The organism is Bradyrhizobium sp. ORS 86 (assembly GCF_045571475.1).
In the GTDB taxonomy this organism is placed as follows: domain Bacteria; phylum Pseudomonadota; class Alphaproteobacteria; order Rhizobiales; family Xanthobacteraceae; genus Bradyrhizobium.
The window spans coordinates 3037200-3063464 of sequence record NZ_CP120699.1 but is presented as its reverse complement, the minus strand read 5'-3'; the positions used below and the strand labels follow the sequence as shown (position 1 = coordinate 3063464).

Genomic DNA, 26265 nt, shown 5'->3' with positions numbered 1-26265 from the left:
CGGCTTTCGCCGGGACGACGCGCGAATGGAGTTATCCGCGCCGCGCGGCTTCGAGCGCCTGCGGGGTGTCGATGTCGAGGAAGGCGCTGTCGCCTTCAACCGGCACCTCGGCAACCGCCTCGGCGTGCTTGGCGATCAGATGGCGGGCGCCGACGTCGCCGTCGAGCGTCATCAATTCCTTGAAGAAGCGCCGCGACCACAAGACCGGATTGCCGCGGCGGCCCTCGCTGACCGGCACCGCGATCAGGTGGCCGCGGTCGGGCGCGAAGGTCTCGATCAGACGATCGATCAATTGGGCCGAAATCAACGGCATGTCGCCGAGGCAGACGATGGCGCCATCCGCATTGTCGGAGACTGCCGTGATCCCTGCTTTCACCGAGCTCGCGATCCCGCCGGCGAAATCGGGATTGCGAACGAACTTCACCTTGAGACCGTCAAGCGTCTGCTCGACCAGTTCGGCCTGATGCCCGGTGACGACGATCACCTCCGAGGCCTTGGAGGCCAGCGCCTGCTCGGTGACGATGCGCACGAGCTTCTTGCCGTCGAGCTCGGCGAGCAGCTTGTTGGGGCCGCCCATCCGGGTCGAGCGCCCCGCCGCGAGCACGATTGCCGCGACGTTGCGGTTGCCCTCGGTGTCCGGAACGGTGCGCGGCTGTGGCCGCGTCACGATCTCCATCAGGAGGCCGCCGACGCCCATGCCGGTGAGGTCTGCTCTGGTCACCTTAATGCCGGCCAAGAGCCGCATCAGCACCCAGTCGAAGCCGTTCTCGACCGGCGAGCGCGCGCAGCCCGGCGCACCCAGGACCGGGACGCCGCCAGCGCTGCCGATCAGAAGCAGATTGCCGGGATCGACGGGCATGCCGAAATGCTCGACCGCGCCGCCGATCTCGGTGATCGCGGCCGGGATCACGTCGCGCCGGTCGGCGATCGCGGAGGCGCCGAATACGATGACGAGCTCGGCGCCAAGGCCAAGCAATTCCTTGATTGCGGCCGCAAGCACGGCTTCATCGTGCGGAATGCGCCGCTCGGCGATGATGGCAGCTCCCGCCGGCGCCAGCCGCTCCGCGGTCACACGCAGCGTCTTGTCGATCACCTTGGGCACGAGGCCCGGCAGCATTGTCGAGACCACGCCGACCTTCTTGATCACATAAGGCGCGATCCGCAGCGTATCCTTGCCTGCCACCGCAACCGCCGCGTCGCGCAGCCTGGCTTCGACGCCGAACGGGATCAGCTTGACGGTTGCGATCATCTCGCCTTCGACCACCGGCTTGAACGCAGCGAGCGTGGCGAAGGTGATGGCCTCGTCGACGCCGTTGATGCGGTCGACCGCGGCGCGATCAACCACCAGCACGCCGGGGCGCGCCGCGAACAGATTGGCGCGGCCGGTGAAGGCGCGCTCGACATTGACGCCGTCGCCCGCCACCGCCTGTGCGATGCTGGCGGCCGCGACATCCTCGGAGACATCGCCCTCCTCCAGCCGCACCACGACGATCTCGTTGACGCCGGCCTTGGTGAGGGCCTCGACTTCCGCGGGGCCGATCGTGGTGCCCTTCTTGAGCACCAGCGAGCCCTGGCGGAGCGTGTGCACGGTGACGCCGCCAATCGCGTCGGCCGGACTGGCGGGACCGAACTTCATGCTGCTTCTTCTTTTTCTTTGGGAGGAAGGCGCAACTGCGCAGTGATCTCGGCCATGATGGCGACCGCGATCTCCGCCGGCGACACCGCGCCGATGTCGAGGCCGATCGGCGCGTGGATGCGCGCGATGTCGCCGTCCTTCGCGCCCTGTGCACGCAGCCGATCGGCGCGCTTGGCATGGGTCTTCCGCGAGCCTAGCGCGCCGATATAGAAGCAGCCGCGATCGAAGGCGTGCAGCAACGCCGGATCGTCGATCTTCGGATCGTGGGTCACGGCGACGAAGGCGGTGTAGGGATCTATGTTGAGCGGCGGTAGCGCGACGTCGGGCCATTCCGCGATCAGCGGCACGTCGGGAAAGCGCTCGGGGCTGGCAAAGGCAGTGCGTGGATCGACCACGGTGACGTCATAGTCGAGCGCGCGCGCCAGCGGCGCCAGCGCCTGGCTGATATGGACCGCGCCGATGATCACGAGCTTGGCGGTCGGCGCGTAGACGTTGAGGAACAGCTTCTTAGCCCCGACCTCGACATTGCCGCTCTTGCCCATTCGCAACTGCTTGGCAAGCTCGGCGTGGAGCGGATCGGCAGCGATGTCCTTGGCCTTCACCAAGCGCTGCTCGCCGTTCGAGGTGTCCGTGATGATGATGACCGGGCGGCGCGCGGCGCGCTCGGTATTGAGCTCTTTCAGAGTTTCCAGTTTCACGGCTAGCCAACCTTCTCGACGAAGACGCGGATGGTGCCGCCACAGGACAGGCCGACATTCCAGGCCGTCTCGTCGGCAACGCCGAATTCCAGCATCTTGGGCTGGCCGCTCGAAATCACGTCGAGCGCCTCGGTGACGACGGCGCCCTCGACGCAGCCGCCAGACACCGAGCCCAGAAAGGTGCCCTCGTCATTGATGACGAGACTGGAGCCCGCCGGACGCGGCGCTGAGCCCCAGGTGTCGACCACGGTGGCGAGCGCCACGCCGTGGCCCTGCTTCTGCCAGGTCTCGGCGGCCTGAAGAATGTCTTCGTCGCGGTTCAGCATGGCGGCCTCCTGTTCGGATGCTTCTTTAGGCTACGGAGCGGATCAGGCTGCGATGATGCGCCGGCGGCGGGGATGACAGCGCCTCGATCAGCCCCTTGATGGAGGTCAAGTTATGCACCGGGCGGAATTCGTCAACGTGGGGCAACATCATTTTGATGCCTTGGGCCTTGGCCTCGAAGCCGGAGTAGCGCAACAGCGGGTTGAGCCAGATCAGGCGGCGGCAGGAGCGGTGCAATCGATCCATCTCGAAGGCCAGTTTGGCATCGGCCTCCCGTTCTAGTCCATCGGATATAAGGAGTACGATCGCCCCCTGCCCCAGCACCCGGCGGGCCCAGAGCTGGTTGAAGCTGTGCAGCGAGGTTGCGATCCGCGTCCCCCCGGCCCAGTCCTCCACCGAGGACGAGCAGCTCGCCAGCGCCTCGTCGGGATCGCGCTGCCGCAACGCCCGCGTCACATTGGTGAGCCGTGTGCCGAACAGGAATACCGAGACGCGCTTGCGGGCATCGGTGATGGCATGCAGGAAGTGCAGGAACAAGCGGGTGTATTCGCTCATCGAGCCGGAAATATCGAGCAGCGCCACGATCGGCGCCGGCTTCTCGATCCGGCCGAGCTTGCGGATGTCGATGATCTCCCCGCCGGTGCGCAAGGAGTTGCGCACGGTGCGGCGCATGTCGAGCCGCAAGCCCCTGGCATCCGGCTGGTAGCGCCGGGTCACGAGCTCGGCCTGCGGCAGCCGCATCAGGGCGATCTCGCGCGTAACTTCGGCGATCTCCGCCGCGGTCATCTGCGCGAAGTCCTTCCTCTGCAGCACCTCCTTGTCGGAGACCGAGAGCCTCAGCTCCTGCTCCTGGGCCTGCGGCCGCTCCTCACGGATTGCGGGCTGCGACATCGCCTCCTGGACGCGGCGCGAGGCCGGCGGCGGCTTCTTCTTGGCGTGGTCGGGCAGCGGCACCGAGTCGAGCATGCTCTTCCACTCCTCGGCGGCGCGGAAGAACAGGTCGAAGGCCTGGCGGAAGATCAGCGCGTGCTCGTGGCGCTTGACGAAGATCGCTTCCAGCGTGGCGTAGAAATCGGCGCGGTTGCCGACCTCGATCAATTGCAGCGCGTTCAGCGCGTCGATCACCGAGCCGGGACCGACCGGAAGCCCGGCCGCCCTCAGCGCACGGGCAAAGCCGATGACGTTGTCGGCCATATGCCCGGTCGGCGGCGCAAGGTGATTGATCGCCATCTTGTCTTTGCCTCGTCATTCCGGGGCACGCGCAGCGTGAACCCGGAATCTCGCGCTACAAACTCCAGATTCCGGGTTCGCACTTCGTGCGCCCCGGAATGACGGTTGCAACGCGCGAGCTAGATGTCGCTCGTCGCGTCCTTCAATGTCTTCTGCAAGCTTTCGCCCTGCATGCGCGCGATATCGTCCTGGTACTTGAGCAGCGCACCCAGCGTGTCGCCGACCACCTGCGGCGTCAGCGAGCGGGCGTCGAGCTCGGACAGCGCGGTCGCCCAGTCGATGGTCTCGGCCACGCCCGGCGACTTGTAGAAGTCCTGGTTGCGCAGCGCCTGCACGAAGCGGACGACCTGCTGCGACAGCTTTGCCGAGATGTTCGGCACCCGCGACTTGACGATCGCGAGCTCGCGCTCGGCGGTGGGATAATCCACCCAGTGATAGAGACAGCGGCGCTTCAGTGCGTCATGGATCTCGCGGGTGCGGTTCGAGGTGATGATCACGATCGGCGGCGCCGGCGCCTTCACGGTGCCGAGCTCGGGGATGGTCACCTGGAAGTCGCTGAGGATTTCCAGCAGATAGGCCTCGAACGCCTCGTCGGCGCGGTCGAGTTCGTCGATCAGGAGCACCGGGGGACCCGCGACATCGGGCTCGAGCGCCTGCAGCAGCGGCCGCTTGATCAGGAAGCGCTCGGCGAAGATGTCGCTGGCGAGCTGGTCGCGGTCGGTGTCGCCGGAGGCTTCCGCAAGGCGGATCGCGATCATCTGCGCCGCGCTGCTCCACTCGTAGACGGCGGAGGCGACGTCGAGGCCTTCATAGCATTGCAGGCGGATCAGCTTGCGCCCGAGCGCCGACGACAGCACCTTGGCGATCTCGGTCTTGCCGACGCCGGCCTCGCCCTCGAGAAACAGCGGCCGGCCCATGCGCAGCGCGAGATAGGTCACCGTCGCCAGCGATCGCTCAGCGAGATAGCCGCGCGAGCTCAAGAGCTCCACGAGCGCATCGACGGAAGTGGGAAACGCCGATGCACTCATGGAACGGCCAATCTTGAAGCAGGAGTTAGCAAAATCACGCCTTGGTCTTTAGCCCTTGGCGGTCGCGGCTTCCACGGCCCTGCGCGCCAGGACGCCGATCAGATGCGCGCGGTATTCCGCGCTGCCGTGCAGGTCGCTGTTCAGGCCTTCGGCCGGAACAGTCATGCCATCGAGCACCTTGTGCGAGAAGCGCTTCTTCAAGGCTTCCTCGAACGAGGTGACGCGGAACACGCCGTCCGAGCCGGCACCGGTCACCGCGACGCGTACGTCGGACGGACGCTTGGCCACGAACACGCCTACCAACGCGTAGCGCGACGCCTGGTTGCGGAATTTCACATAGGCCGCCTTCTTCGGCAGCGGGAACATCACCCTGGTGATGATCTCGCCCGGCTCCAGCGCGGTCGAGAACAGGCCCTGGAAAAACTCCTCGGCCTTGAGGCGGCGCTTGTTGGTGACGATGGTCGCGCCCAGCGCCAGCACCGCGGCCGGATAGTCGGCAGTCGGATCGTTGTTGGCGAGCGAGCCGCCGATGGTGCCGCGATGACGCACGGCCGGATCGCCGATCCCGCCGGCGAGCTCGGCGAGCGCCGGGATCGCCTCGCCAACGATCGGCGAGGTCGCCACATCGGCATGCTTGGCAGTGGCGCCGATCACCAGCGAGCGGCCCTTCATCTCGATCGTGTCGAGACCTTCGATGTGCGAGAGGTCGACCAGGTGCGGCGGGCTTGCCAGCCGCTGCTTCATGACCGGCACCAGGGTGTGGCCGCCGGCGATCAGCTTGGCGTCCTCGTTCTTCACCAGGAGGTTGGCGGCCTGCCGCACGGTCCCGGGACGATGATATTTGAATTCGTACATTGGAATGTCCTGATCGCGTGTCGCGATATTTACTGGAGCATGATCTGTTCGGAAAACCGCTTCACGCTTTGCGCTAACGCGGCCCTCCGGGTCCGGATCATGTTTAGGCGAGGTCCGACTTCGCCATCGCCTTGGCGCCGGCGGCGATCGAAGCGACGATATTCTGATAGCCGGTGCAGCGGCAGAGGTTGCCTTCCAGCTCCTCGCGGATCACCTCATCGCTGAGATCGTGGCCCTTGCGATGGACCAGGTCGACGGCGGTCATGATCATGCCGGGCGTGCAGAAGCCGCACTGCAGGCCGTGATGCTCGCGGAAGGCCTCCTGCATCGGATGCAGCGGCGCGCCGTCCGGCGCGAGTCCCTCGATGGTGCGGACCTCATGGCCGTCGGCCATCACCGCCAGCGTGGTGCACGACTTCACCGCCTTGCCGTCCAGGTGCACGACGCAAGCGCCGCACTGCGAGGTATCGCAGCCGACATGCGTCCCCGTCAGCCGCAGATTTTCGCGCAGAAACTGAACCAGAAGGGTACGGGGGTCGACGTTCGCGGTAACGGGGCTGCCGTTCACGATCATTGAAATCTTGGCCATCAGCACTCTCTTATCTGCCCTGCCGCACATCGGCAGAACAGGCGGTTTAAAATCATTCCAGACGGCATAATATGGGCGGGCCCCCCAATGAGCAACCTTTCGAGCCACTCATCCAGGGCATGGCCGGACCGGTGTGATCCAGTCTGGCGTCAGGGCTAACCCTGCACCGCCTTGGCAAAATTGGCAAAGAATTCGTCGGCCAGTTTCTTGGCGGCGCCGTTGATCAGGCGTTGGCCGAGCTGGGCGAGCTTACCGCCGATCTGGGCCTCGACGTTGTAGCTGAGCAGCGTGCCGCCATCCTTGTCGGCCAGCGCGACGGTGGCGCCGCCCTTGGCGAATCCGGCAACTCCGCCCTCACCCTCGCCTGATATCTTGTAGCCGTTGGGCGGGTCGAGATCGCTCAACGTGACCTTGCCCTTGAAGCGGGCGGAGACCGGTCCGACCTTCATCTTGGCTGTGGCGCGGAAGCCATGCTCGTCGGTCTTCTCGAGCTCCTCGCAGCCGGGAATGCAGGCCTTCAACACCTCGGGATCGTTGAGCTTGTCCCACACGGTCTGGCGCGCCGCCGCAAGCTGGACTTCGCCGGTCATCGTCATGGCCATGGGGGACCCTCCTTGTCGCTAGAACCTTCGTCTTTCCAACTAAAGCAGCCGGCGAACAAAGGAAAGGGCACCTTCGGAGGATGAGCGATGCATATTCGCAACCGCAGCAAGACGATCTCGCCATTCACAAAATTGCGCAATCGACGTTGTGGTTGAATAACGCCCGCGAGCCGCGGCCAGGCATTGGCATGGGCGCGCCGGAGTGGTTAGGTCGCACGCCATGAGCACAGCCCTCTCTCCCCTGCTTGCGCCGATGCTGTCGAGCGCCGCGATGCGCGCGATCTGTGACGACGCGGCTTACCTGCAGAACATGCTGGACTTCGAGGCCGCGCTGGCCCGGGCTGAAGCCGCCCGCGGCGTGATTCCCAAGCAAGCCGCGGGGCCGATCGGCGCTGCCTGCCGGGGCGAATCAATCGACCACGCCGCGCTGGCGGAGGCCGCGACGCGATCGGGCAATCTGGCGATTCCCCTGGTCAAGGCGCTGACCGCCAATGTCGCCAAGGCCGATGCCGAGGCGGCCCGCTATGTGCATTGGGGCGCGACCAGCCAGGACGTGATCGACACAGCAACGATGCTGGCAGTGCGTGCCGGGATCGACGCGCTGCTCGCCGATCTCGATCGCGCCGTCGCGGGCTTTGCCAAACTGGCACGCGCTCATCGCAGCACCGCGGTGGTGGCGCGCACCTGGCTCCAGCACGCGCTGCCGATGCCGTTCGGATTGAAGCTCGCTGAATATGCCGCGGCGCTGCATCGCTCCCGCACGCGGCTGCAACGCCTGCGCAAGGAGACTCTTGCACTGCAATTCGGCGGCGCCGCCGGGACGCTCGCCGCGCTCGGTGACAAGGGGCTTGCTGTCGCCGAGCAGCTTGCGAACGAATTGGACCTGCCGCTGCCCGCCGCGCCCTGGCACACCCATCGCGACCGCATCGCGGAGGCGGCCGCGGTGTTCGCGATAACAGCGGGCACCTGCGGCAAGATCGCGCGCGACGTCTCGCTGATGATGCAGACCGACGTCGCCGAAGCCTTCGAGCCAGCCGGTGTTGGCCGCGGCGGCTCCTCCACCATGCCGCACAAGCGCAACCCGGTGGCCGCGGCGAGCGCGCTCGGCGCCGCCACCATGGCGCCCAACCTCGCGGCGACGATCTTTGCCGCGCAGGTTCAGGTCCACGAGCGCAGCGCCGGTCCGTGGCACGCGGAATGGCCGACCCTGCCCGCCTTGATGCTGGTCACCTCGGGCGCGCTTGCCGCGATCGTCGATCTCGCCGAGGGGCTGGAGGTCGACGTGGGACGGATGCGCGCCAATCTCGACGCGACCGGCGGGCTGATCATGGCCGAAGCGGTGGCGATGGCGCTCGCCGAGACAATCGGCAAGAGCGATGCCCATCATCTGATCGAGACCGCCAGCAAGCGGGCTGTCGCAGAGAAGAAGCATTTGCGCGAGGTGCTGAGCGCGGATGCAAAGGTCACCGCACATCTCGACGCCGCTGCAATCGCAAAATTGTTCGAGCCGATGGCCTATCAGGGCGCTTCGCAGATGCTGATCGACCGCCTGCTGGCCTCGCTGGATGAAAGGTAACAACGATGTCATTGCCGGGCTTGACCCGGCAATCCATCGCAAGAGACTCTTCGATAGATGGATACGCGTGACGGAAAGACGCGCTTCGCGCTTTCGCCGCGCATGAGAGGATTAAGCCAATGCCAATGATCGACGCCGATGGATGCCTGCTCAATGTCCAGGTCGACGGCCGCGACGGCGGCCCGACGCTGATGCTGTCGAACTCGCTCGGCTGCACCCTGCAGATGTGGGGGCCGCAGATGAAGGCGCTGACGCAGATGTTCCGCGTCATCCGCTACGACCGCCGCGGCCATGGCAAATCGAGCGTGCCGCCCGGGCCCTACTCGATGGAGCGCTTCGGCCGCGACGTGCTGGCGATCCTCGACGACCTCAACATCGAGAAGGTGCATTGGTGCGGGCTCTCGATGGGCGGCATGGTCGGGCAATGGCTCGGCGCCAACGCGCCTGAGCGATTTGGCAAGATCATCCTCTCCAACACCTCCTGCTACTATCCGGATCCGACCAACTGGCTGAACCGCATCAAGGCGGTGAAGGAAGGCGGCATCGCGGCGGTCGCGGACACCGTGATCGCCGGCTGGCTGACCGCGGATTTCCGCGACCGCGAGCCTGAGACCACGGCGCGCCTGAAGGCGATGCTGCTCGCCTCTCCCGTCGAGGGCTATCTCGCCTGCTGCGAGGCGCTCTCCACACTCGACCAGCGCGCGCTGCTGCCAAAGATCAAGAGCCCGACCCTGGTGATCGCGGGACGGCAGGACATGGCGACGCCGGTGTCGGCGGCGGAAATGATCCGCAGCGGCATCCCCGGCGCCAGCATGACGCTGCTCGATGCCGCGCACATTTCCAATGTCGAGCAGTCACACGCTTTCACCGAAGCCGTGGTCGGCTTCCTGACGCAACGCTAACAGCCAAGAGCGTCATTGCGAGGAGCGTAGCGACGAAGCAATCCATGCTTCCGCAAGTGGTGAGATGGATTGCTTCGCGGAGCCTGTCATCCGGCGGCGCTCCGCGCCGACCGGGTGGCTCGCAATGACGAAGGAGACAGCCATGGACGACAACCAACGCCGCGATGCCGGCATGACGCAGCGCCGTCGGGTGCTCGGCAACGAATGGGTCGACAAGTCGATTAAGAACCGCAACGCGTTCAACACCGACTTCCAGGACCTGATCACCCGCTATGCATGGGGCGACATCTGGACGCGGCCGCATTTCGATCATCGCACGCGGCGCGTGCTGGTGATCGGCACCATGGTCGCGCTCGGCCAGTGGGAAGAATTTCGCCTGCATGTGCGGGCGGCACTCACCGAGGGCGGCTTCACGCGCGACGATATCAAGGAAATCCTGTTGCAGCAGGCGATCTATTGCGGCGTGCCGGCAGCCAACCACGCCGTCAAGGAAGCCAATGCGATCATCGCCGAATTAGGGCTGCTGAAGGGATAGCTTGCCGGCCGGCGCTGATGCTTTGGCAGCGCCTGCATCGACAGGAGACCTCACCGGCTTCTCGACCAGCATCACGATCGCGGTGCCGAGCAGCATCAATAGCTCGGCGGCATGCATGCGCAGCGCTTCCAGCTCGCCGACGTTCGAGGCCAGCAGCATGCTGGTGAAGCTGAGCACGCTGCCGAGGCAGAGCGCGACGGCGAGCGCTTCGTCGCAGGCGCCGCTCTTGCGCAGCGATGGGCGGGTCAGCATCACAAGGAAGACCGCGAAGAACGCCACCACCGTGATCCGCGCCAACGCCAGCAGCCAGGCGAGCCGCACGGTCGCCATCTTGGCGAGTTGCAGATGATCGCTGGCGTACAGCGCGATCGAGACGCTCGGCCGCTCATAGAGCCCGTGGATCGGCGACGCCATGATATTGAAGGCGATCAGCGTCCAGACCGGGATGAAGTAGGCCGCGAGCAGCGCGCCGTTGCATGAACTGATCCGCCAATTGCTGGACATGTCGCTTCCCACGCTTGCGCGGCCCTTGTTGCGGGCGGCTGACTGGCGAGCTAACGCCGTCGGACGGCTAGCGGCAATTTAAACCCTTTGTTAACCCTAACTCCCTGGGGATCGCCTTGGGGCCGCCCTGCCCGTGCCGAAACGGGGCAAAAGGAAGACCCGCCTGCCGTCATCGTCGCTCCCAGTTTTGCCAAGCAAGCCTCCTCTGCGGACCGCGGTTCCGGCCCCGACCCGCCCGGCCGGGTTTGGCCGAGCTCCGGCGCGGGTCGCCAGCTCCCTCACCTCGTGAAGCATGGAAATGAGCCCGCCAGCCCGATCCTGAGTTTCAACGGAACATTGGTTCCCGCGCGATCATTGTGTGACGGCGGAACCGCACCCCCCAAAGTAGTTATGTACAAGCCCCCTCCGCGGCCGCCGGCCCTGTTGCCGCCGCTGTAGTTCCGCTGTTAGAAAATGATACGACGCGTCGGCTCAGGCTGCCGGGGCCCTCGCCGCGTCACTCTCGACGTAGCGTTTTTCGAGCGAAGTGGAGACCGGTTCGCGTGAAGAAAACGCGTTCAAATCAAAACGAGAGCCTGTCTGGTTCTCCATCGAACGGGCTCTAGCGGCAGCGTATGGATTATTTCGCTCAGCAACTGATCAACGGCCTCGTGCTCGGCTCGATCTACGGCCTGATCGCCATCGGCTACACGATGGTCTACGGCATCGTCGGCATGATCAACTTCGCCCATGGCGATATCTTCATGATCGGCGGCTTCATCGCGCTGATCTCGTTCCTGGTGCTGGTCTCGCTCGGCCTCACCGCGATCCCGGTGATCCTGCTGATCGTGCTCCTGGTCTCGATGGCGATCACCGCGCTTTATGGCTGGACCATCGAGCGGATCGCCTACCGGCCGCTGCGGCATTCGTTCCGCCTCGCGCCGATGCTCTCGGCGATCGGCATGTCATTCGTGCTGACCAACTTCTCGCAGGTGTCGCAGGGCGCGCGAGTGAAGCCGGTGCCGCCGATCATCACCGGCGGCTACACGCTGCATGAAGGCGCTGAGGGCTTCGCGGTGCAGCTCTCCAACATCCAGATCCTGGTGGTGCTCGCCACCATCGTGGTGCTTGCGCTGTTCACCTGGCTGGTCTCGCGCACGCGGCTCGGACGCGACATGCGCGCCTGCGAGCAGGATCAGACCATGGCAGCATTGCTCGGCGTCGACGTCGACCGCACCATCTCGATGACGTTCGTGATCGGCGCCGCGCTCGCCGCCGTCGCCGGCATGATGTACCTGCTCTATTACGGCCTGGTCGACTTCTTTATGGGCTTCGTGGCCGGCATCAAGGCGTTTACCGCCGCCGTGCTCGGCGGCATCGGCTCGCTGCCCGGCGCGATGCTCGGCGGGCTCGCGATCGGCCTGATCGAGACGTTCTGGTCAGCCTATTTCTCGGTCGAGTACAAGGACGTTGCGGCGTTCTCGATCCTGATCGTGGTATTGATCTTCATGCCCACCGGCCTGCTCGGCCGTCCCGAAGTCGAAAAAGTCTGACGAGGCTGCACTACGTGAGCGCGACACCAGCCCGCCCCCACGCCTCGCAGCCTTCGGGCAGCGCCTTCATCCTCAAGAAAGCCCTGATCAGCGCGGCCGTCGCGCTGGTCCTGTTCTTGCTGATGATCGGCGTGCGCACCGAGGCCGGTCCGGAAGGCAGTCTGATCTATTGGACGCGGTTCGGCGATCTCGCCGCCATCGTCGGAATCGTGTTCGGCGGCAGCATCATCATCGAGCTGCTGCGACAATGGTGGGGTCCGGTCGACACCGACCGGGTTGTTCCCAAGCCGCTGCAAGCCGCGACGTCTTTCGTGGGGCGCTGGCTCGCGCCGGCGCTGCTGGCGTTCACCTTGTTTGTCCCGGTGATCTTCTACAATCAGCGCTACATTCTCGACCTCGCCATCCTGGTCCTGACTTATGTGATGCTGGGCTGGGGCTTGAACGTCGTGGTCGGTCTCGCCGGCCTGCTCGATCTCGGCTACGTCGCCTTTTACGCCGTGGGCGCCTATTCCTACGCGCTGCTCGCCACCAATTTCGACCTGTCGTTCTGGGTGTGCCTGCCGCTCGCCGGCATCCTGGCAGCGCTGTGGGGCGTGATGCTCGGCTTCCCGGTGCTGCGGCTGCGCGGCGACTATCTCGCCATCGTCACGCTTGCCTTCGGCGAGATCATCCGTCTGGTCATCATCAACTGGCAGAGTCTGACCGGCGGCCCGAACGGCGTGTCGGGAATTCCACGCCCGACCGTGTTCGGTATCCCGCTCGACAACAGCGATGATGGGCTCGCGGCAAAGCTCGGCATCGAGTTCTCGCCGACCCACCGCCTGGTCTTCCTGTTCTACCTGATCCTGGCGATGGCGTTGCTCACCAACTGGGTAACGATCCGGCTGCGGCGACTGCCGATCGGCCGCGCCTGGGAGGCGCTGCGCGAGGACGAGGTCGCCTGCCGCGCGCTCGGCATCAACACCACGACGACCAAGCTGACCGCGTTTGCGACCGGCGCAATGTTCGGCGGCTTTGCCGGCGCGTTCTTCGCCACGCGCCAGGGCTTCATCAGCCCGGAATCCTTCACCTTCCAGGAATCGGCGCTGGTGCTCGCGATAGTCGTGCTCGGCGGCATGGGCTCCCAGCTCGGCGTCGCGCTGGCCGCGCTTACCATGATCGGCGGCTTCGAGCTGTTCCGCGGCCTCGACCAGTACCGCATGCTGGTGTTCGGCATGGCCATGGTGCTGCTGATGATCTGGCGGCCGCGCGGGCTGATCGGCCATCGCGCCCCGACCGTGTTCCTGGAGCGGCAACAGGCGATCTCGTCCGACCTCGTCAAGGAGGGCCACGGATGAGCGTCGACAACATCCTCACCGTCGACCATCTGATGATGCGCTTTGGCGGCATTGTCGCGGTCAACGATCTCTCCTTCGCCGCCGAACGGCGCAAGATCACCGCGCTGATCGGCCCGAACGGTGCCGGCAAGACCACGGTCTTCAACTGCATCACCGGCTTCTACCGGCCGAGCGGTGGCGCCATTCGCCTGACCCACGACGACGGCCGCGTCATTCAGCTCGAGCGGTTGAACGATTTTCGCATCTCAAGGCAGGCCAAGGTCGCGCGCACCTTTCAGAACATCCGGCTGTTTCCCGGCATGACCGCGCTGGAGAACCTGATGGTCGCCCAGCACAACGCGCTGATGCGCGCCTCCGGGCTGACCTTCCTCGGCCTGATCGGCGCACCGGTCTGGCGCCAGGCCGAGCAACGCGCCATCGAGCTGGCGCGGACCTGGCTCGGCCGCGTCGGGCTGCTCGCACGCGCCGACGACGCCGCAGGCAACCTGCCCTACGGCGACCAGCGGCGGCTCGAGATCGCACGCGCGATGTGCACCGAGCCCGCACTGCTCTGCCTCGACGAGCCGGCGGCCGGCCTGAACGCGCGCGAGAGCGGCGCGCTCAACGAGCTCTTGCTGTCGATTCGCGCCGAGCAAGGCACCTCGATCCTGCTGATCGAGCACGACATGTCGGTGGTGATGGAGATCTCCGATCACGTCGTGGTCATGGACTACGGCGTCAAGATCGCCGAGGGCACGCCGCAAGCCGTGCGCGACGACCCCAAGGTGATCGCCGCCTATCTCGGCGCCGACGAAGAAGAGGCGATCGCGGTGATGGAGAGCACCCCGTGAGCGCGGCCGCCGCAACACCCCTGCTCGCGGTCCGCGGCCTGCGCGCCGCCTACGGCAAGATCGAGGCGCTGAAGGGCGTCGACGTCGAGATCAATCCCGGCGAGATCGTGGCGCTGATCGGGGCCAACGGCGCCGGCAAGTCGACGCTGATGATGACGATCTTCGGCAAGCCGCGTGCCCGCGCCGGGCGGATCGAGTTCGACGGCCACGACATCACCGGCGTGCCGACCCACGAGATCGCGCGGCTGCGGATCGCACAATCGCCGGAAGGACGGCGGATCTTTCCGCGCATGAGCGTGGCGGAAAACCTGCAAATGGGCGCCGATGCCACCGACAGCAGCGAGGCCGAACGCGCCGTCGCGCTGGAACGCGTCTTCGCGTTGTTCCCGCGCCTGAGGGAACGCGTCGCGCAGCGCGGCGGCACGCTGTCGGGTGGCGAGCAGCAGATGCTCGCGATTGGCCGCGCGCTGATGAGCCGGCCGCGCCTTTTGATGCTGGACGAGCCTTCGCTCGGCCTGGCGCCGCTGATCGCGCGGCAGATCTTCGAGGCCATCCGCACGCTGAACCGGCAGGATGGCCTCACCGTGCTGATCGTCGAGCAGAACGCGAACCATGCACTGAAGCTCGCCCATCGCGGCTACGTCATGGTCAATGGCCTGATCACACTGGCCGGAACCGGCAACGAATTGCTGCAGCGCCCAGAAATCCGCGCCGCCTATCTGGAAGGCGGCCGCCGCGGCTAGCCTGCGCCGCAATCCCTTTGCAGCACGATGCTGCGCGCGAAGCATCGAATTGCCTGAAAATTGCCGGTGACTTCGCCGGAAAATCAGCCGACAATGGCGGCGGTTATTGAACCCGCCTGCCGGGTTCTTCCCAAGAGGCAACGACCACGAGGACTTGTCATGAAATCATTGAAGCTCATCGGCCTGGCTTTGGGCGCTTCGTTCGCACTGTCGGCGAGCGCGTTCGCGCAGGACATCACCGTCGCAGTGGCAGGCCCGATGACGGGCTCCGAATCCGCGTTCGGCCGACAGATGAAGAACGGCGCCGAGATGGCGGTGGCCGATATCAACGCCGCCGGCGGCGTGCTCGGCAAGAAGCTCGCGCTTGAGACCGACGACGACGCCTGCGATCCCAAGCAAGCACGCTCGGTGGCTGAGAAGATCGGTGGCTCGAAGATTCCGTTCGTGGCCGGTCATTTCTGCTCGTCGTCATCGATTCCGGCTTCGGAAGCTTACGCCGACGGCAACGTGCTGCAGATCACGCCGGCCTCGACCAACCCGCTGTTCACCGAGCGCAAGCTCTGGAACGTCGCCCGCGTCTGCGGCCGCGACGACCAGCAGGGTCTGGTTGCCGCCGACTACATCGTCAAGCACTTCAAGGGCAAGAACGTCGCAATCCTGAACGACAAGACCACCTACGGCAAAGGCCTCGCCGACGAGACCAAGAAGGCGCTGAACAAGGCGGGCTTCCAGGAGAAGATGTTCGAGTCCTACAACAAGGGCGACAAGGACTTCAACTCGATCGTCTCCCGCCTGAAGCGCGAGAACATCGACCTGGTCTATGTCGGCGGCTACCATCAGGAAGCCGGCCTGATCCTGCGCCAGATGCGCGACCAGGGCCTGCAGACCATACTGATGGCGGGCGATGCCATGAACGACAAGGAATTCGCCTCGATCACCGGGCCGGCCGCGGAAGGCACCCTGTTCACCTTCGGCCCCGATCCGCGCAATAAGCCGACCGCGAAGGCGATCGTCGAGAAGTTCAAGAGCAAGAACATCGATCCCGAGGGCTACACGCTCTACACCTACGCCGCGATGCAGGTCTGGACACAGGCCGTCGCCAAGGCCGGCACCACCGACGCCAAGAAGGTGATGGCGACCATCAAGGCCGGAGACTGGGATACCGTGCTCGGCAAGATGGGCTTCGATGCCAAGGGCGACATCAAGGCGATCGATTACGTCGTCTACAAGTGGGACGCCAAGGGCAACTACGCCGAGATCAACCCCAAGGGGTCCTAGAATCGGTTCTGACCTGAATCGGATGACAGCGCAAAACGCCCCGGCAAGCCGGGGCGTTTTTTTAATGAACACCTGCCATACCCGCCGCGCGTCTGCGCGCATTGCAGTTGATGCATCTACTGCTGTTGCTATATCCGATCCAGGGCAGCAGGCACGAACGGACTGCATCGTGAAAAACCTTCTTACCGACATTGCCGGCGTCAGCGTCGGCCACGCCGACGACGCCGCGATCGCCTCGGGTGTTACCGCCATCATCTTCGACAAGCCGGCCGTGGCCTCGATCGATGTCCGCGGCGGCGGTCCCGGCACCCGCGAGGACGCGCTGCTCGCGCCGCAGAGTGTCGTCGAGGCGATCGACGCCATCACGCTGTCCGGCGGCTCCGCGCTCGGACTCGATGCCGCCGGCGGCGTCCAGGCTTGGCTCGCCGAGCGCGGCCGCGGCTTCCGCATTCGTGACGCGGTGATCCCGATCGTGCCGGGCGCGATCTGCTTCGATCTGCTCAACGGCGGCAACAAGCAATGGGGACGCTTTCCACCTTATCGCGATCTCGGCTACGCCGCGGCGAATGCGGCAACGAGCAACTTCCATCTCGGCAGCGTCGGCGCCGGCATGGGCGCGACCACGGCCGGACTGAAGGGCGGCCTCGGCTCGGCGTCGGCCAGGACCGACGACGGCGTGACGGTCGCGGCGCTCGCGGTAGTCAATGCGGTCGGCAGCGTGACGATCGGCAGCGGGCCGTGGTTCTGGGCGGCGCCGTTCGAGGTCGACAACGAGTTCGGCGGGCGCGGCCTGCCGCCGTCCTTCACGCCTGACATGCTGAAGCTGCGGCTGAAGGGCGGCGCGGATGCCACTGCCGCGGAGAACACCACGCTCGTGGTTGTCGTGACCGACGCGCAACTGACCAAGCCACAGGCCAAGCGGCTTGCGATGATCGCGCAGACCGGCATGGCGCGGGCGATCTATCCGGTGCACGCGCCGCTCGACGGAGATGTGGTGTTCGCCGCGGCGACCGGCGCAAAGCCGATCGACCCGCTGTTCGGCCTGACCAGTCTCGGCGCAGTTGCCGCCAACACGGTGGCGCGCGCGATCGCACGCGGCGTTTATTCGGCGACCGCGCTGCCCTTCCCTGGCGCCCTGCCGAGCTGGCAAGACCGGTTCGGCTAAGCGCTGACCGAAACCGAGGACGATGCCTGCGCGGAGATCGCCTGCGACTGACGCTGGATGAGCTGCTCGATGAAATTGTAGGACGAGGTCGCGTTGCTGGAAGCGGCCGACGATGCAGCCGGCATCGTCAGCGTCACCTTCGAGCCGTCGGCATAGGTCGTGGTGGTCGTGGTCGACCCGTCGCTGTTGGTCACCGACGTGGTGGTGGCGCCATCGAGCAACTGCGTCAGCGGATCGGAGCCCGCGCCGCCGGAGTCGCCTGCACCGCCGCTGGAGCCGGCGCCATCGGTCGAGCCGGCCATGTGATGATGATGGCCACCCTTGTGGCCCTGCAGCGCTTGCGCCATCTCGTTGATGCTGACGGTGCCGTCGCCGTTGCTATCGAGCTTGGAGAATACGTCGTCGGCCTGCGCGATGTTGGTGCCGCCGGCGCCGAGCGCGCTCTCGAATTCGGACTTGGTGATCTGGCCGTCACCGTTGGCGTCGATCTGGGAGAACAGGTCCTTGAGCGCATCCGACCGGCTGGTCGAGGTCGCGCTGGTCGTGCCTGTGGTCTGCGACTGGCTCTGCGCGGCGAGCAGCGCGCTCATCGTCTGCGGCGAGATCTGCGTCGTGCCGCTGCCCGATCCGACGCTCGCGCTGCCGCTGGTCGAGACCGTCGAGGGGTCGAACAAGCCGGTGCCCTGGTTGGACGCAGCGGTCTGCGCCTGCGTCGTCGCCTGGGACGACCTCGACGACATCAAGGAGCTCAAGAGATCGATGGCGGACGACGCAGCGCCAATGGCAAACAACATGGCAATACTCCGAACAACGCCGCCCCAGGCGGCTGCAACGCTTGCCGGTTCCCCCGAGCATGATCGCGCCCCGGTCGAAGAAATTCGGCTTCACTCCTGACCGTATTCCAGCAAGCGCTGTGCCACGGCAAAAGCCCAATCAAATCCGGGCTTTCCGATAACGAAGGAGACACGGCACACCCGGCAAGAGCTGCCGCCACGGCAGATTTTTCCGCCCACAGCACGCTCCGCTGCTCGCATTGCCCGCCGCGCATCCGCATGTTAGGCGGAAATCGCCCGTACGCTCCCGCAAGTCTTTCGGAACAGCGCATATGACTCAGTCGTTCACCCCGCGTCCCCTCGTCATCGCTCCGTCGATCCTGGCGTCGGATTTCTCCAAGCTCGGCGAGGAAGTCCGTGCCGTCGATCAAGCCGGCGCCGACTGGATCCATCTCGACGTGATGGACGGCCACTTCGTGCCGAACATTTCCTACGGACCCGACGTGATCAAGGCGATGCGGCCACACACCAAGAAGGTCTTCGACGCGCATCTGATGATCGCGCCGTGCGATCCTTATCTCGAAGCCTTCGCCAAGGCGGGCTGCGACCACATCACTGTGCATGCCGAGGCCGGCCCGCATTTGCATCGCTCGCTGCAGGCGATCCGCGCGCTCGGCAAGAAGGCCGGCGTCTCGATCAATCCGGGAACTCCGCCGAGCGCGATCGAATACGTGCTCGATCTGATCGACCTGGTGCTGGTGATGTCGGTCAATCCCGGCTTCGGCGGCCAGGCCTTCATCCGTTCGGCGCTGGGCAAGGTCAGCGACATCAAGGCGATGACGGCGGGCCGGCCGATCGACATCGAGGTCGATGGCGGCGTTGCGCCCGACGTTGCCGGCCAACTCGCGGCCGCCGGCGCCAACGCCTTCGTTGCAGGCTCCGCCGTGTTCAAGGGCGGGACGGTCGAGGCCTACAAGACCAACATCTCTGCGATCCGCAACGCGGCAGCCCTGGCGCGCGGCGAAGCGATCTGATCATCGCGATCCGATCATCACGTGTGGTGTGCGCCGTGCCTGCATGTGCGGCGCACACCACGCTGCTGCGTCGCCGCATGCATAATATTCGTGCTGAGTATCGTGGCCATCAGGGCTTCACAGACTCATACGATCCGATGCACAACACTCTCTATAAAATAAAAGGGAGGCGCGCATCATGACGATGACCCTTGTCTGGACCGGCCTGGCGTTCTGGCTTGGCCTGAATGCTGCCTTTGTCGCCCGGCGCGCATATGTGGCGTTGCCCGCTCAGACCGCCGCCGCACGCATCGTCTACGTGCATCTGCGCCGGGCCTGAGGGCGATCCCACCGCGCACGCCGAGGCGCGTGATCAGAACATTCCAGGCGGCGTGACCGCAGTCTCATTGGTTGTGCGATCGGTTTCACTGCTTTCGCCGGTGTTCGCCTGCATCGTCAGCCGCGAGGATGCGGCCGCTCCATTGCGCCGTGACGACATCACCGGCCGACGAGCAGACGATCGGCGAGCCAGTGCGGCAGCCCGTTCGCTCTGATCCGCGCCGCCGCGGCCTCGACGTCGTAAGCCACGCGTAGATAGGTGATCTCGCGGCTCGCAGTGTCGTACATCGCAAATGATGCAGCCGGGTCGCCGTCGCGCGGCTGACCGACCGAACCGAGCACCGCGAGCCAGCGCCGTCCCGTCAGCAACTGCACCGCGACGCCCACGGTTGGAACGAAGCTCGTCATCTTCGCGGCCGACGACATCGAATAAAGTCCGGGCCGGTGGATGTGGCCGCAGAATGTGATCTGCATCCCGGTCGCCATCATGCTGCGCGCGGCATCGGAGGAGTCGCGGACATAGCGCCATCTCGCCGGATCCGACGCTTCGGAATGGACGTACAAGCGATTGTCCTCCTCGCGCATCATTGGCAGGCCGGCGAGGAAGCGCTTCCGCTCCGCGCTGAGCCGGTCGCGGGTCCAATCGATCGCGGCCTGCGCCTCGTCATTCATGCGGTCGCTCGGCACGCCGACCGCATCGTCATGGTTACCGCGCACGGCGATGGCGCCCTTGCTCACGAGGTCCATCATCGTATCGACGGCCCATTCGGGATCGGCGCCGTAGCCCACGATATCGCCGAGGCAGATCAGCCCCTCGGCGCCGCGCGCCCGCGCGGCTTCGAGACAGGCGGCGAAGGCCTGCCTGTTGGCGTGAATATCGGCAAAGAGCGCGAGCCGCATCGTGATCCGCTGCATTAGACCCGGTGGGATCGAGCCCCGATCCCCGGCAACATCAAACACGGGTGCCTTCAGCCTGCAATCTGCCAAAGACGCCAGCGGGAATCGCGGAATGTTGGAGAACTGCCGCTAGTGCTTGCGCGGCGCTTCGAGGCCCCTCAGCAGCAGGGCCATCAGCGCATCGATCCGCGCCGCACATTCGGGCTTGGCCCATTCCTCGGCATGCGCCGGGTGATGGTAGCGGACAGTCGCGTCGAAGACGGCCCGCGCGGTTGCCTTGACGTCGTCGATCTGGAACACGCCCTGCGCGATGCCATCAGACAGGATCCGCGCGATCAGCTCGACCTGCTTGTCCTTGTAAGCCTCCACCACCTCGCGCGCCTCCTGGGCCAGCGCGAGGTAGGTCGCGAACATCTCGGGATCGTCGCAGACCTTCTTCTGCTTGATCGCAAAGGCGGTGCGGAGCCATTTTTCCAACCGCTCCGGCGCCGGGCCGGAGCCTGTCGCAAGCTTGCACAGCGGTTCATTGGCGCGATCGAGCCAACGCTTGGCCACTGCGTCACGCAGCGAAGCCTTGCTGGGGAAATGGCGATAGACGCTGCCGTGGCTGACATCCAGCGCACGGGCGACGTCGACGACGGTGGCCTTGGCTAATCCGAAGCGCCGCAAAACGTCCTCGGTCGCTTCGAGGATACGCTCGGGTGTCAGGACCACCGCCTCGTTCATACGTTCACCGTCTGATTATCGCTGTCCTGCCCGCGGGTGAATTTGGCGGCCTGAGCGGCCAAATGGCGGGCGACGCGATGGTTGAGCCACTTCTGAATCTGGGCGGTCAATTGAATGATTTCGATAGTCATGGAGGTAGTCCTTCGAGGTAGTCAATTAAGCTGGGCTCACCGACCAAACGCCGGAAAAGCCGTCTGGCGCCCCTGCCCTGGCGCAACTTGAATATAGATCATCGCGCTGACAGATTTCAATATCTGTCAGCAAATATTTTTAACCTGGAACGTGCGGACCCTCCGGTCGCGGCGGGCGTCTCTCCTTCGACTTTTGCAGCGGCTATTGGCTTGGCCCGAGGCCCAGACACGAAAGGGGCCGCTCACGCAGCGGCCCCTTTGCCGGGAAAATATGGGTTACGAAATGAAATCTAGCCCCGGATTGCACTACGCTTGCATATTCTGTGGATTGTGGGGATTCCGGACGATTACTGTCCACCCTGCTGACCAATTTCAGCTCCTGCCAAGCCTATTGCTGCTCGTCCTTGGGAGGCATCCGGGGCGGTGGCACCGGCGTGAAAACCGACCCTTGCGCACCGGCCGGCGGGGCCTTGAATTCACCAGTCGAGGAATCTCCGCCCGATGTCTCCAGGATCGCTTTCGGCGTGACGTACTCCCGGACGAAGTCGGTGAGGCTGCCCTCGCCGCCGCCGAAATCGGCCGCCCGCCCGCCCTGCGTATGCCCGGCCTTGATCTCGTTCTCCGCCGCGTGGGTTTGCTCGGCCAGCGCGTCGTTGTAGGGCACGCGGAAGGCTCGCGGAATGGCGCTCGGCCGATTGTCTTCATCGAGCTCCTCGACCCACAGGTAGATCGCGCCAGGGTCGCCCTCCAGCGAATGCGGCTCCACGATCCGCGCGGCGAGCAGCTTGAAGGACGCCGGCAGCTTGTCCGTCGTGGCCCAGCCAAGCAGCCCGCGCATGCCACCGAAACTGACGACGTAGAAGGTGCTGGTCACGATGATCGCCAGCGCCTTCAGCGACCAGTGCAGCCGCGCATAGACCAGCACGATCAACAACAATGCGCCGATCACCGCGTAGGCGACCGCAAGCGTCAGGATGATCGACTGCAAGCTAGTCACGGCGCGTCCTCACCCCTGTCTTCGGATCGATGTCGGCGCCGTTCGCGTGGACATTGCGGAACGTCTCCAGCAGCGATTTCGGCCGCTGGTCGACGTTGATCACCTTGCCCTCGGCATCGAGCCGGAAACGGACCGCTGTCTTCTCGTCGCCGGTGTGATTGAGGGTCACCTTGTCGTCGAAGATCACCTGCGCCGTCGGATTGAGCTTCTGCACCTTCACATTCGCCGCGACCGGCTCGCCGGTCGTGGCCTGGAAATGCGAGACGTTGACGGTGTATTCGCCGGGAACGATGCCGCGTAAGGTGACGATCTCCTCACGGATCGGCGACGCGATCTTCTTGCCGTTGACCATGATAAAATCGTTGGCGCCGCCGCGATCGTCTCGGTCGAGCGTCAGGAATCCGGCCTCGCGATGCCGGTACCAAGCGATGTTGCCGGCGGGATCCTGCACAAACAGGTCGAGATCGTCGGGATGGTTGTCCGGCCAGTCCATCGTGATGATGAATTCCGCCTTGGAGTCGATCTTGCCTTCCTTGGAATCCGGGGACACTGCAAGCAGCGCCAGGAAGAACAGGAAGGCCACGACCTGCAGTGCCTTGAACAGCATCACGCCGAACGGGTCGAACTGTTCGTCGCGCGGATAGAGGCCGAACTCATCCATCATGATCGGCGTTCCAGAGCCGGGGTGACGTGCGTCTCGGTCAGCACGACGGCGTCGGAGAACACCCGCTGGGTCGCGGTATCAAGCATGTAGTACTGGATCCGGACCATGATCGACCCGATCAGCCCCGCCAGCGTCGTGTACATGGCGACCGCCATGCCGTCGCTCATCATCCCCATCGACGATTTCATCGCGACCTTGTCGGCGGCATCGAGCGTGGCGATCGGGGCCAGCATGATGATGAAGCCGATGATGGTGCCGAGCAGGCCGAGCTTCATCAGCGTGTCGGAGGCGAAGGCGCCAAAGCCGTTCGAACCGCGCAGGCGGTCCGCGAGCGTCCGCAGCAGCAGGGTCTGGTCGATCGGGCCTTTGGCCTGCACCTCGGCCTTCTGCACCAGGCTCTTGATATGATCGGTCACCAGCCCGCGCGGCAGGCCGGACGCTTCGCCCGCAAGCGCGTGGGCGCCGCCGGGCGCGGCGAGGATCGCGCGACAGCCGCGCGCCGCCTCCCCCTCCCGCGCGATCGCTCGTGTCCGCCAGAAGCAGTGCACGCAAGTGGCGATGTAGAGCACCGCAATGACGCTCGAAATGTAGGTTCGATCGGAGCTGACCATGAGGCGGATCAGCCCGTATCGCCAGAGCAGGAAGGCGGCGAACAGCGACAGGCCGGTGAAGATCATCCAGAGCAACAGGACACCGCGTTCCGCGGTGTCCTTGTCCTTGCCGCCTGATGGGGTCGCGACACCGACCTTGGCACTCATCTGCATTGGCTCCCCACTGTTCCCTGGCGACTTGCCCGCGCGAAGGCCTCGCCCATCGTTAGACCAGAGGCCGGCGTTGCCGTCCAAAGACATCTGCCCAAACTTTGTTGGGCAAATTTCCCGATCTGCACCACGGCGGCAGCGCGCAATTGGCGTGGGACGCTGTTGCTGTTACGGTTCAGCCACTAAAGCGCGAAGCATTGCGCTTTGGCCTCTCCTTTGAGCATGACCCGTTCGGAAAACCGCTTCACACTTTTCCGGATCATGCTCTGGCTGTGGAGTGATCGCATGCGCCTCGTGCTTCAACTGGTCGGCCGCCTGCTCGTCATCGTCGCGCTGTGTCTCGGCGCGGCGACCGTCTGGGCCACGATCGACGCCTATCGCAGCGTCGACCGCACCACAGCGGCGTCCGCCGAGCGTGTCTCGCAGGCGCTCGGAGCGCTCTACTGGCGCGAATTGCTGCTGCGCAGCAACCGCATGCGCGAGCAACTGCTGCCCGCGCCGGACTGGCGCACCATCGAAACCATGGGCCTGATCTCGCCCGGCATCTGCGTGCAGTTCGAACCGGCCGGTGCATTCGAGAAGCCGCTCTGCGGACAGAGCAAGGGGATCGGCAAGGAGCCGCCGCGCTGGTTTACCGCCGCCGTGCAGACTGTGCTCGGCGATCACCCGACCGTCGCCCGCCCGATCAGCGTGCGGGCAGCCACCGCGGGAACGGTGCTCGCCAACCCAGATCCGGACGCCGCGGTCGCGCTCGCCTGGCAACACATCCTGGACAACATCCATGTCGCGTTGCTGATGGCCTTCGCCATCGCCCTGCTCGCCTCACTGGCGATCGCGCACACGTTGGCCCCTGCCCGCTCGATTGTCTCGGCGCTGCAGCGCATGGCCGATGGCCAATATCGAACCACGCTGCCTCGCATCCGCTCGATGGAGCTGGCGATGATCGGGCAAGCCGTCAGCGATCTCGGCGAGCGCCTTGCCCAGGCCGAGGAGGAACGCGCCGTCCTGACCCGGCGCCTGCTCGAGATCCGTAGCGACGAACGCCGCACGCTGGCCCGCGAGCTGCACGACGAGTTCGGCCAGAACCTCACAGCCATCCTCGCCTTCACCAGCACGATCGAAGCGAGCGCCGGAGACAAATACGCTGCCGGTACCGAAATCGCGCAGGATGCGCGGATGATCTCGCAAGCCACGCGCCGCATCATGGCCTGCCTGCGCGATACCTTGAACCGCCTCCGCCATCCGCCGGCGGAGGAGCTGGGGCTGGAGGCAAGCCTGGTCGATCTGGTCGACAGTTGGCGATCACGCGCTGCAACCCAGCCGATGATCCAACTCGACCTGCAAGGCGACCTTGCGGATATCTCCGGCACGGTCGCCGCCACCGCCTATCGTGTCGCGCAGGAATGCCTGACCAATGCGCTGCGCCACAGCGCCGCGCGCGAGATCGTGCTGCGGATCGAGCGGCGCACCGAGCCGGAGAACGCGCTCCTGGTCCGCGTCGAGGACGACGGCGACGGCGACGCCGCCAAGGTCGCGCAGTCGGCGGGCTTCGGCCTCACCGGGGTCAGCGAGCGGGTGGCTGCGCTCGGCGGCTCGCTGTCGATCGCGCGCGCCAGCCGCGGCCTGTCCATAGCGGCCACGATTCCGCTTGCCGCCTGATGACCGCAGCAAGGACCACAGGCATCTCGATCCTGCTGGTCGACGATCACCCCGTCGTCCGCCAGGGCTACCGGCGCGTGCTGGAGCATCAGGACGACTTCCACGTGGTCGCCGAGGCGGACAATGCCGCCAACGCTTACCGCGCGTTCAAGTCGCACGGGCCCGACGTCGTGGTGATGGATATCTCGATGCCGGGCGCGAGCGGCCTCGAAGCCATCCGCAACATCCGCGCCCGCAACTCGGCCGCCCGTATTCTCGTCTTCAGCATGCACAGCGAGGCGGCCCAGGTGAAGGCGGCGTTCGGCGCCGGTGCCAGCGGCTTCGTCACCAAAGGCAGCGAACCGGCCGAGTTGATCAGGGCGATCCGCTCGGTTGCGCGTGGCGAACCTGCGATGAGCGACGACGTCGCGAGGGTGCTGGCCATGGAAAGTCTGGTGCCGACCAAATCGGCCCTCGACCAGCTCGGCGAGCGGGAGATCGAGATCCTCAGGCAGTTTGCGGCGGGCAGCACCAAGGAACAGATTGCCGCCAACCTCAACCTCAGCACCAAAACCGTGCAGAACTACCATTACCTTATCAAGGCCAAGACCGGCATGCGGACCGACGCCCAGCTCGTCCGCCTCGCCGTCGAATGCGGGCTGGCGAATTTGTAGCGGGGTGATCGGTCGATCCACAGTCGCGCGCCTCTCCCGCTTGCGGGGGAGGCCGGATCGCATCGGAAGATGCGATCCGGGTGGGGGCTCTCTCCACGGCATGACTCGTGGTGAGAGCCCCCACCCCAGCCCTCCCCCGCAAGCGGGAGAGGGAGCGCGGTCCCTTCGCGGCCACCATTCCGCAGGCCGCCCATTTGGCCCGGTTTTCCCTTCGAAATCCCCCATGTGGGTGGCCTCCCCGGGCCCGATCTGCTAGAGCACGGCGTAAAAACAAATCGGCCGGCTGCG

General features: G+C 65.4%; 29 protein-coding genes. 13 read left to right on the top strand and 16 right to left on the bottom strand.

Features of this window, described 5'->3' with window-relative positions:
• Nucleotides 1-31: 31 nt before the first annotated feature.
• The 8 genes from P6U25_RS13825 to P6U25_RS13790 all read right to left on the bottom strand — a co-directional run bounded on the left by P6U25_RS13825 (nt 32) and on the right by P6U25_RS13790 (nt 6962).
• A complete protein-coding gene (locus P6U25_RS13825; protein ID WP_407151717.1) occupies nt 32-1636 on the bottom strand; it encodes an NTP transferase domain-containing protein in 1605 nt (534 codons plus the stop codon).
• Complete coding sequence (locus P6U25_RS13820) at nt 1633-2334, bottom strand: XdhC family protein (RefSeq protein ID WP_407151716.1); 702 nt, start codon at nt 2332-2334, stop codon at nt 1633-1635. Before P6U25_RS13820 ends, P6U25_RS13825 begins: the two co-directional genes overlap by 4 nt.
• A 2-nt stretch (nt 2335-2336) precedes the next feature.
• A complete protein-coding gene (locus tag P6U25_RS13815; RefSeq protein WP_280977144.1) occupies nt 2337-2660 on the bottom strand; it encodes an XdhC family protein in 324 nt (107 codons plus the stop codon).
• Between the two features lie 25 nt (nt 2661-2685).
• Nucleotides 2686-3888 carry a vWA domain-containing protein gene (locus tag P6U25_RS13810; RefSeq protein ID WP_407151715.1) on the bottom strand — a complete coding sequence of 401 codons (1203 nt, stop codon included), beginning with the start codon at nt 3886-3888 and terminating at the stop codon, nt 2686-2688.
• Nucleotides 3889-4007: 119 nt separating this feature from the next.
• The gene (locus P6U25_RS13805; protein ID WP_407151714.1) at nt 4008-4916 is read right to left on the bottom strand and encodes an AAA family ATPase; all 909 of its coding nucleotides are present in this window, start codon (nt 4914-4916) and stop codon (nt 4008-4010) included.
• Between the two features lie 48 nt (nt 4917-4964).
• Nucleotides 4965-5771 carry an FAD binding domain-containing protein gene (locus P6U25_RS13800; protein ID WP_407151713.1) on the bottom strand — a complete coding sequence of 269 codons (807 nt, stop codon included), beginning with the start codon at nt 5769-5771 and terminating at the stop codon, nt 4965-4967.
• A gap of 103 nt (nt 5772-5874) precedes the next feature.
• Entirely contained in the window at nt 5875-6360 is a 486-nt protein-coding gene (locus P6U25_RS13795; protein WP_407151712.1) for a (2Fe-2S)-binding protein, read from the bottom strand.
• 155 nt (nt 6361-6515) lie between these two features.
• Nucleotides 6516-6962, bottom strand: a complete 447-nt coding sequence (locus P6U25_RS13790; protein WP_407151711.1) for an SRPBCC family protein — start codon at nt 6960-6962, stop codon at nt 6516-6518.
• 220 nt (nt 6963-7182) lie between these two features.
• On the opposite strand from P6U25_RS13790, the gene P6U25_RS13785 reads away from it, so the two are divergent.
• The 3 genes from P6U25_RS13785 to pcaC all read left to right on the top strand — a co-directional run bounded on the left by P6U25_RS13785 (nt 7183) and on the right by pcaC (nt 9975).
• A complete protein-coding gene (locus P6U25_RS13785; RefSeq protein ID WP_407151710.1) occupies nt 7183-8538 on the top strand; it encodes a 3-carboxy-cis,cis-muconate cycloisomerase in 1356 nt (451 codons plus the stop codon).
• 119 nt (nt 8539-8657) lie between these two features.
• Nucleotides 8658-9440 carry a 3-oxoadipate enol-lactonase gene (gene pcaD, locus P6U25_RS13780; protein ID WP_407151709.1) on the top strand — a complete coding sequence of 261 codons (783 nt, stop codon included), beginning with the start codon at nt 8658-8660 and terminating at the stop codon, nt 9438-9440.
• 142 nt (nt 9441-9582) lie between these two features.
• Nucleotides 9583-9975: a 4-carboxymuconolactone decarboxylase gene (gene pcaC, locus P6U25_RS13775; RefSeq protein ID WP_407151708.1), complete on the top strand. Its 393-nt coding sequence runs from the start codon at nt 9583-9585 to the stop codon at nt 9973-9975.
• On the opposite strand, the gene P6U25_RS13770 is transcribed toward pcaC, so the two are convergent.
• A complete protein-coding gene (locus P6U25_RS13770; RefSeq protein ID WP_407151707.1) occupies nt 9955-10479 on the bottom strand; it encodes a hypothetical protein in 525 nt (174 codons plus the stop codon). The two genes, pcaC and P6U25_RS13770, sit on opposite strands and share 21 nt — an antisense overlap.
• A gap of 614 nt (nt 10480-11093) precedes the next feature.
• Between P6U25_RS13770 and P6U25_RS13765 the strand changes: the two genes are divergently transcribed.
• The 6 genes from P6U25_RS13765 to P6U25_RS13740 all read left to right on the top strand — a co-directional run bounded on the left by P6U25_RS13765 (nt 11094) and on the right by P6U25_RS13740 (nt 17364).
• Nucleotides 11094-12011, top strand: coding sequence for an ABC transporter permease subunit (locus P6U25_RS13765; RefSeq protein ID WP_066499910.1), 918 nt, complete (start codon nt 11094-11096; stop codon nt 12009-12011).
• Between the two features lie 14 nt (nt 12012-12025).
• Nucleotides 12026-13348 (top strand): high-affinity branched-chain amino acid ABC transporter permease LivM, encoded by a 1323-nt coding sequence (gene livM / locus P6U25_RS13760; RefSeq protein WP_407151706.1) that lies wholly within the window; start codon nt 12026-12028, stop codon nt 13346-13348.
• Complete coding sequence (locus P6U25_RS13755; RefSeq protein ID WP_407151705.1) at nt 13345-14178, top strand: ABC transporter ATP-binding protein; 834 nt, start codon at nt 13345-13347, stop codon at nt 14176-14178. The genes livM and P6U25_RS13755 overlap by 4 nt, the downstream gene beginning before the upstream one ends.
• Nucleotides 14175-14921, top strand: coding sequence for an ABC transporter ATP-binding protein (locus tag P6U25_RS13750; RefSeq protein WP_407151704.1), 747 nt, complete (start codon nt 14175-14177; stop codon nt 14919-14921). The genes P6U25_RS13755 and P6U25_RS13750 overlap by 4 nt, the downstream gene beginning before the upstream one ends.
• A 159-nt stretch (nt 14922-15080) precedes the next feature.
• Nucleotides 15081-16199, top strand: coding sequence for a branched-chain amino acid ABC transporter substrate-binding protein (locus tag P6U25_RS13745; protein WP_407151703.1), 1119 nt, complete (start codon nt 15081-15083; stop codon nt 16197-16199).
• A 169-nt stretch (nt 16200-16368) separates the two neighbouring features.
• A complete protein-coding gene (locus P6U25_RS13740; RefSeq protein WP_407151702.1) occupies nt 16369-17364 on the top strand; it encodes a P1 family peptidase in 996 nt (331 codons plus the stop codon).
• Here the strand turns inward: P6U25_RS13740 and P6U25_RS13735 are convergent.
• A complete protein-coding gene (locus P6U25_RS13735; protein ID WP_407151701.1) occupies nt 17361-18158 on the bottom strand; it encodes an EF-hand domain-containing protein in 798 nt (265 codons plus the stop codon). The two genes, P6U25_RS13740 and P6U25_RS13735, sit on opposite strands and share 4 nt — an antisense overlap.
• Nucleotides 18159-18469: 311 nt before the next feature.
• Between P6U25_RS13735 and rpe the strand changes: the two genes are divergently transcribed.
• Together rpe and P6U25_RS13725 are read left to right on the top strand one after the other, a co-directional pair.
• Nucleotides 18470-19171 (top strand): ribulose-phosphate 3-epimerase, encoded by a 702-nt coding sequence (gene rpe / locus P6U25_RS13730; RefSeq protein WP_407151700.1) that lies wholly within the window; start codon nt 18470-18472, stop codon nt 19169-19171.
• Between the two features lie 178 nt (nt 19172-19349).
• On the top strand, nt 19350-19490 hold the full coding sequence (locus P6U25_RS13725) for a hypothetical protein (protein ID WP_407151699.1): 141 nt from the start codon (nt 19350-19352) through the stop codon (nt 19488-19490).
• A gap of 158 nt (nt 19491-19648) precedes the next feature.
• On the opposite strand, the gene P6U25_RS13720 is transcribed toward P6U25_RS13725, so the two are convergent.
• The 6 genes from P6U25_RS13720 to P6U25_RS13695 form a co-directional block, all read right to left on the bottom strand.
• Nucleotides 19649-20389 carry a metallophosphoesterase family protein gene (locus tag P6U25_RS13720; protein WP_407152511.1) on the bottom strand — a complete coding sequence of 247 codons (741 nt, stop codon included), beginning with the start codon at nt 20387-20389 and terminating at the stop codon, nt 19649-19651.
• A gap of 126 nt (nt 20390-20515) precedes the next feature.
• A complete protein-coding gene (locus P6U25_RS13715) occupies nt 20516-21112 on the bottom strand; it encodes a TetR family transcriptional regulator (protein WP_407151698.1) in 597 nt (198 codons plus the stop codon).
• Complete coding sequence (locus tag P6U25_RS13710) at nt 21109-21243, bottom strand: hypothetical protein (RefSeq protein ID WP_407151697.1); 135 nt, start codon at nt 21241-21243, stop codon at nt 21109-21111. Before P6U25_RS13710 ends, P6U25_RS13715 begins: the two co-directional genes overlap by 4 nt.
• A gap of 388 nt (nt 21244-21631) precedes the next feature.
• Nucleotides 21632-22240, bottom strand: a complete 609-nt coding sequence (locus P6U25_RS13705; protein ID WP_407151696.1) for a hypothetical protein — start codon at nt 22238-22240, stop codon at nt 21632-21634.
• Nucleotides 22233-22904: a hypothetical protein gene (locus P6U25_RS13700; protein ID WP_407151695.1), complete on the bottom strand. Its 672-nt coding sequence runs from the start codon at nt 22902-22904 to the stop codon at nt 22233-22235. The genes P6U25_RS13705 and P6U25_RS13700 overlap by 8 nt, the downstream gene beginning before the upstream one ends.
• On the bottom strand, nt 22901-23662 hold the full coding sequence (locus P6U25_RS13695; protein ID WP_407151694.1) for a MotA/TolQ/ExbB proton channel family protein: 762 nt from the start codon (nt 23660-23662) through the stop codon (nt 22901-22903). Before P6U25_RS13695 ends, P6U25_RS13700 begins: the two co-directional genes overlap by 4 nt.
• A 288-nt stretch (nt 23663-23950) precedes the next feature.
• Here P6U25_RS13695 and P6U25_RS13690 point away from each other — a divergent pair, with 288 nt between their 5' ends.
• Entirely contained in the window at nt 23951-25324 is a 1374-nt protein-coding gene (locus P6U25_RS13690; protein ID WP_407151693.1) for a histidine kinase, read from the top strand.
• The gene (locus P6U25_RS13685; protein WP_407151692.1) at nt 25324-25977 is read left to right on the top strand and encodes a response regulator; all 654 of its coding nucleotides are present in this window, start codon (nt 25324-25326) and stop codon (nt 25975-25977) included. Before P6U25_RS13690 ends, P6U25_RS13685 begins: the two co-directional genes overlap by 1 nt.
• Nucleotides 25978-26265: the final 288 nt, after the last annotated feature.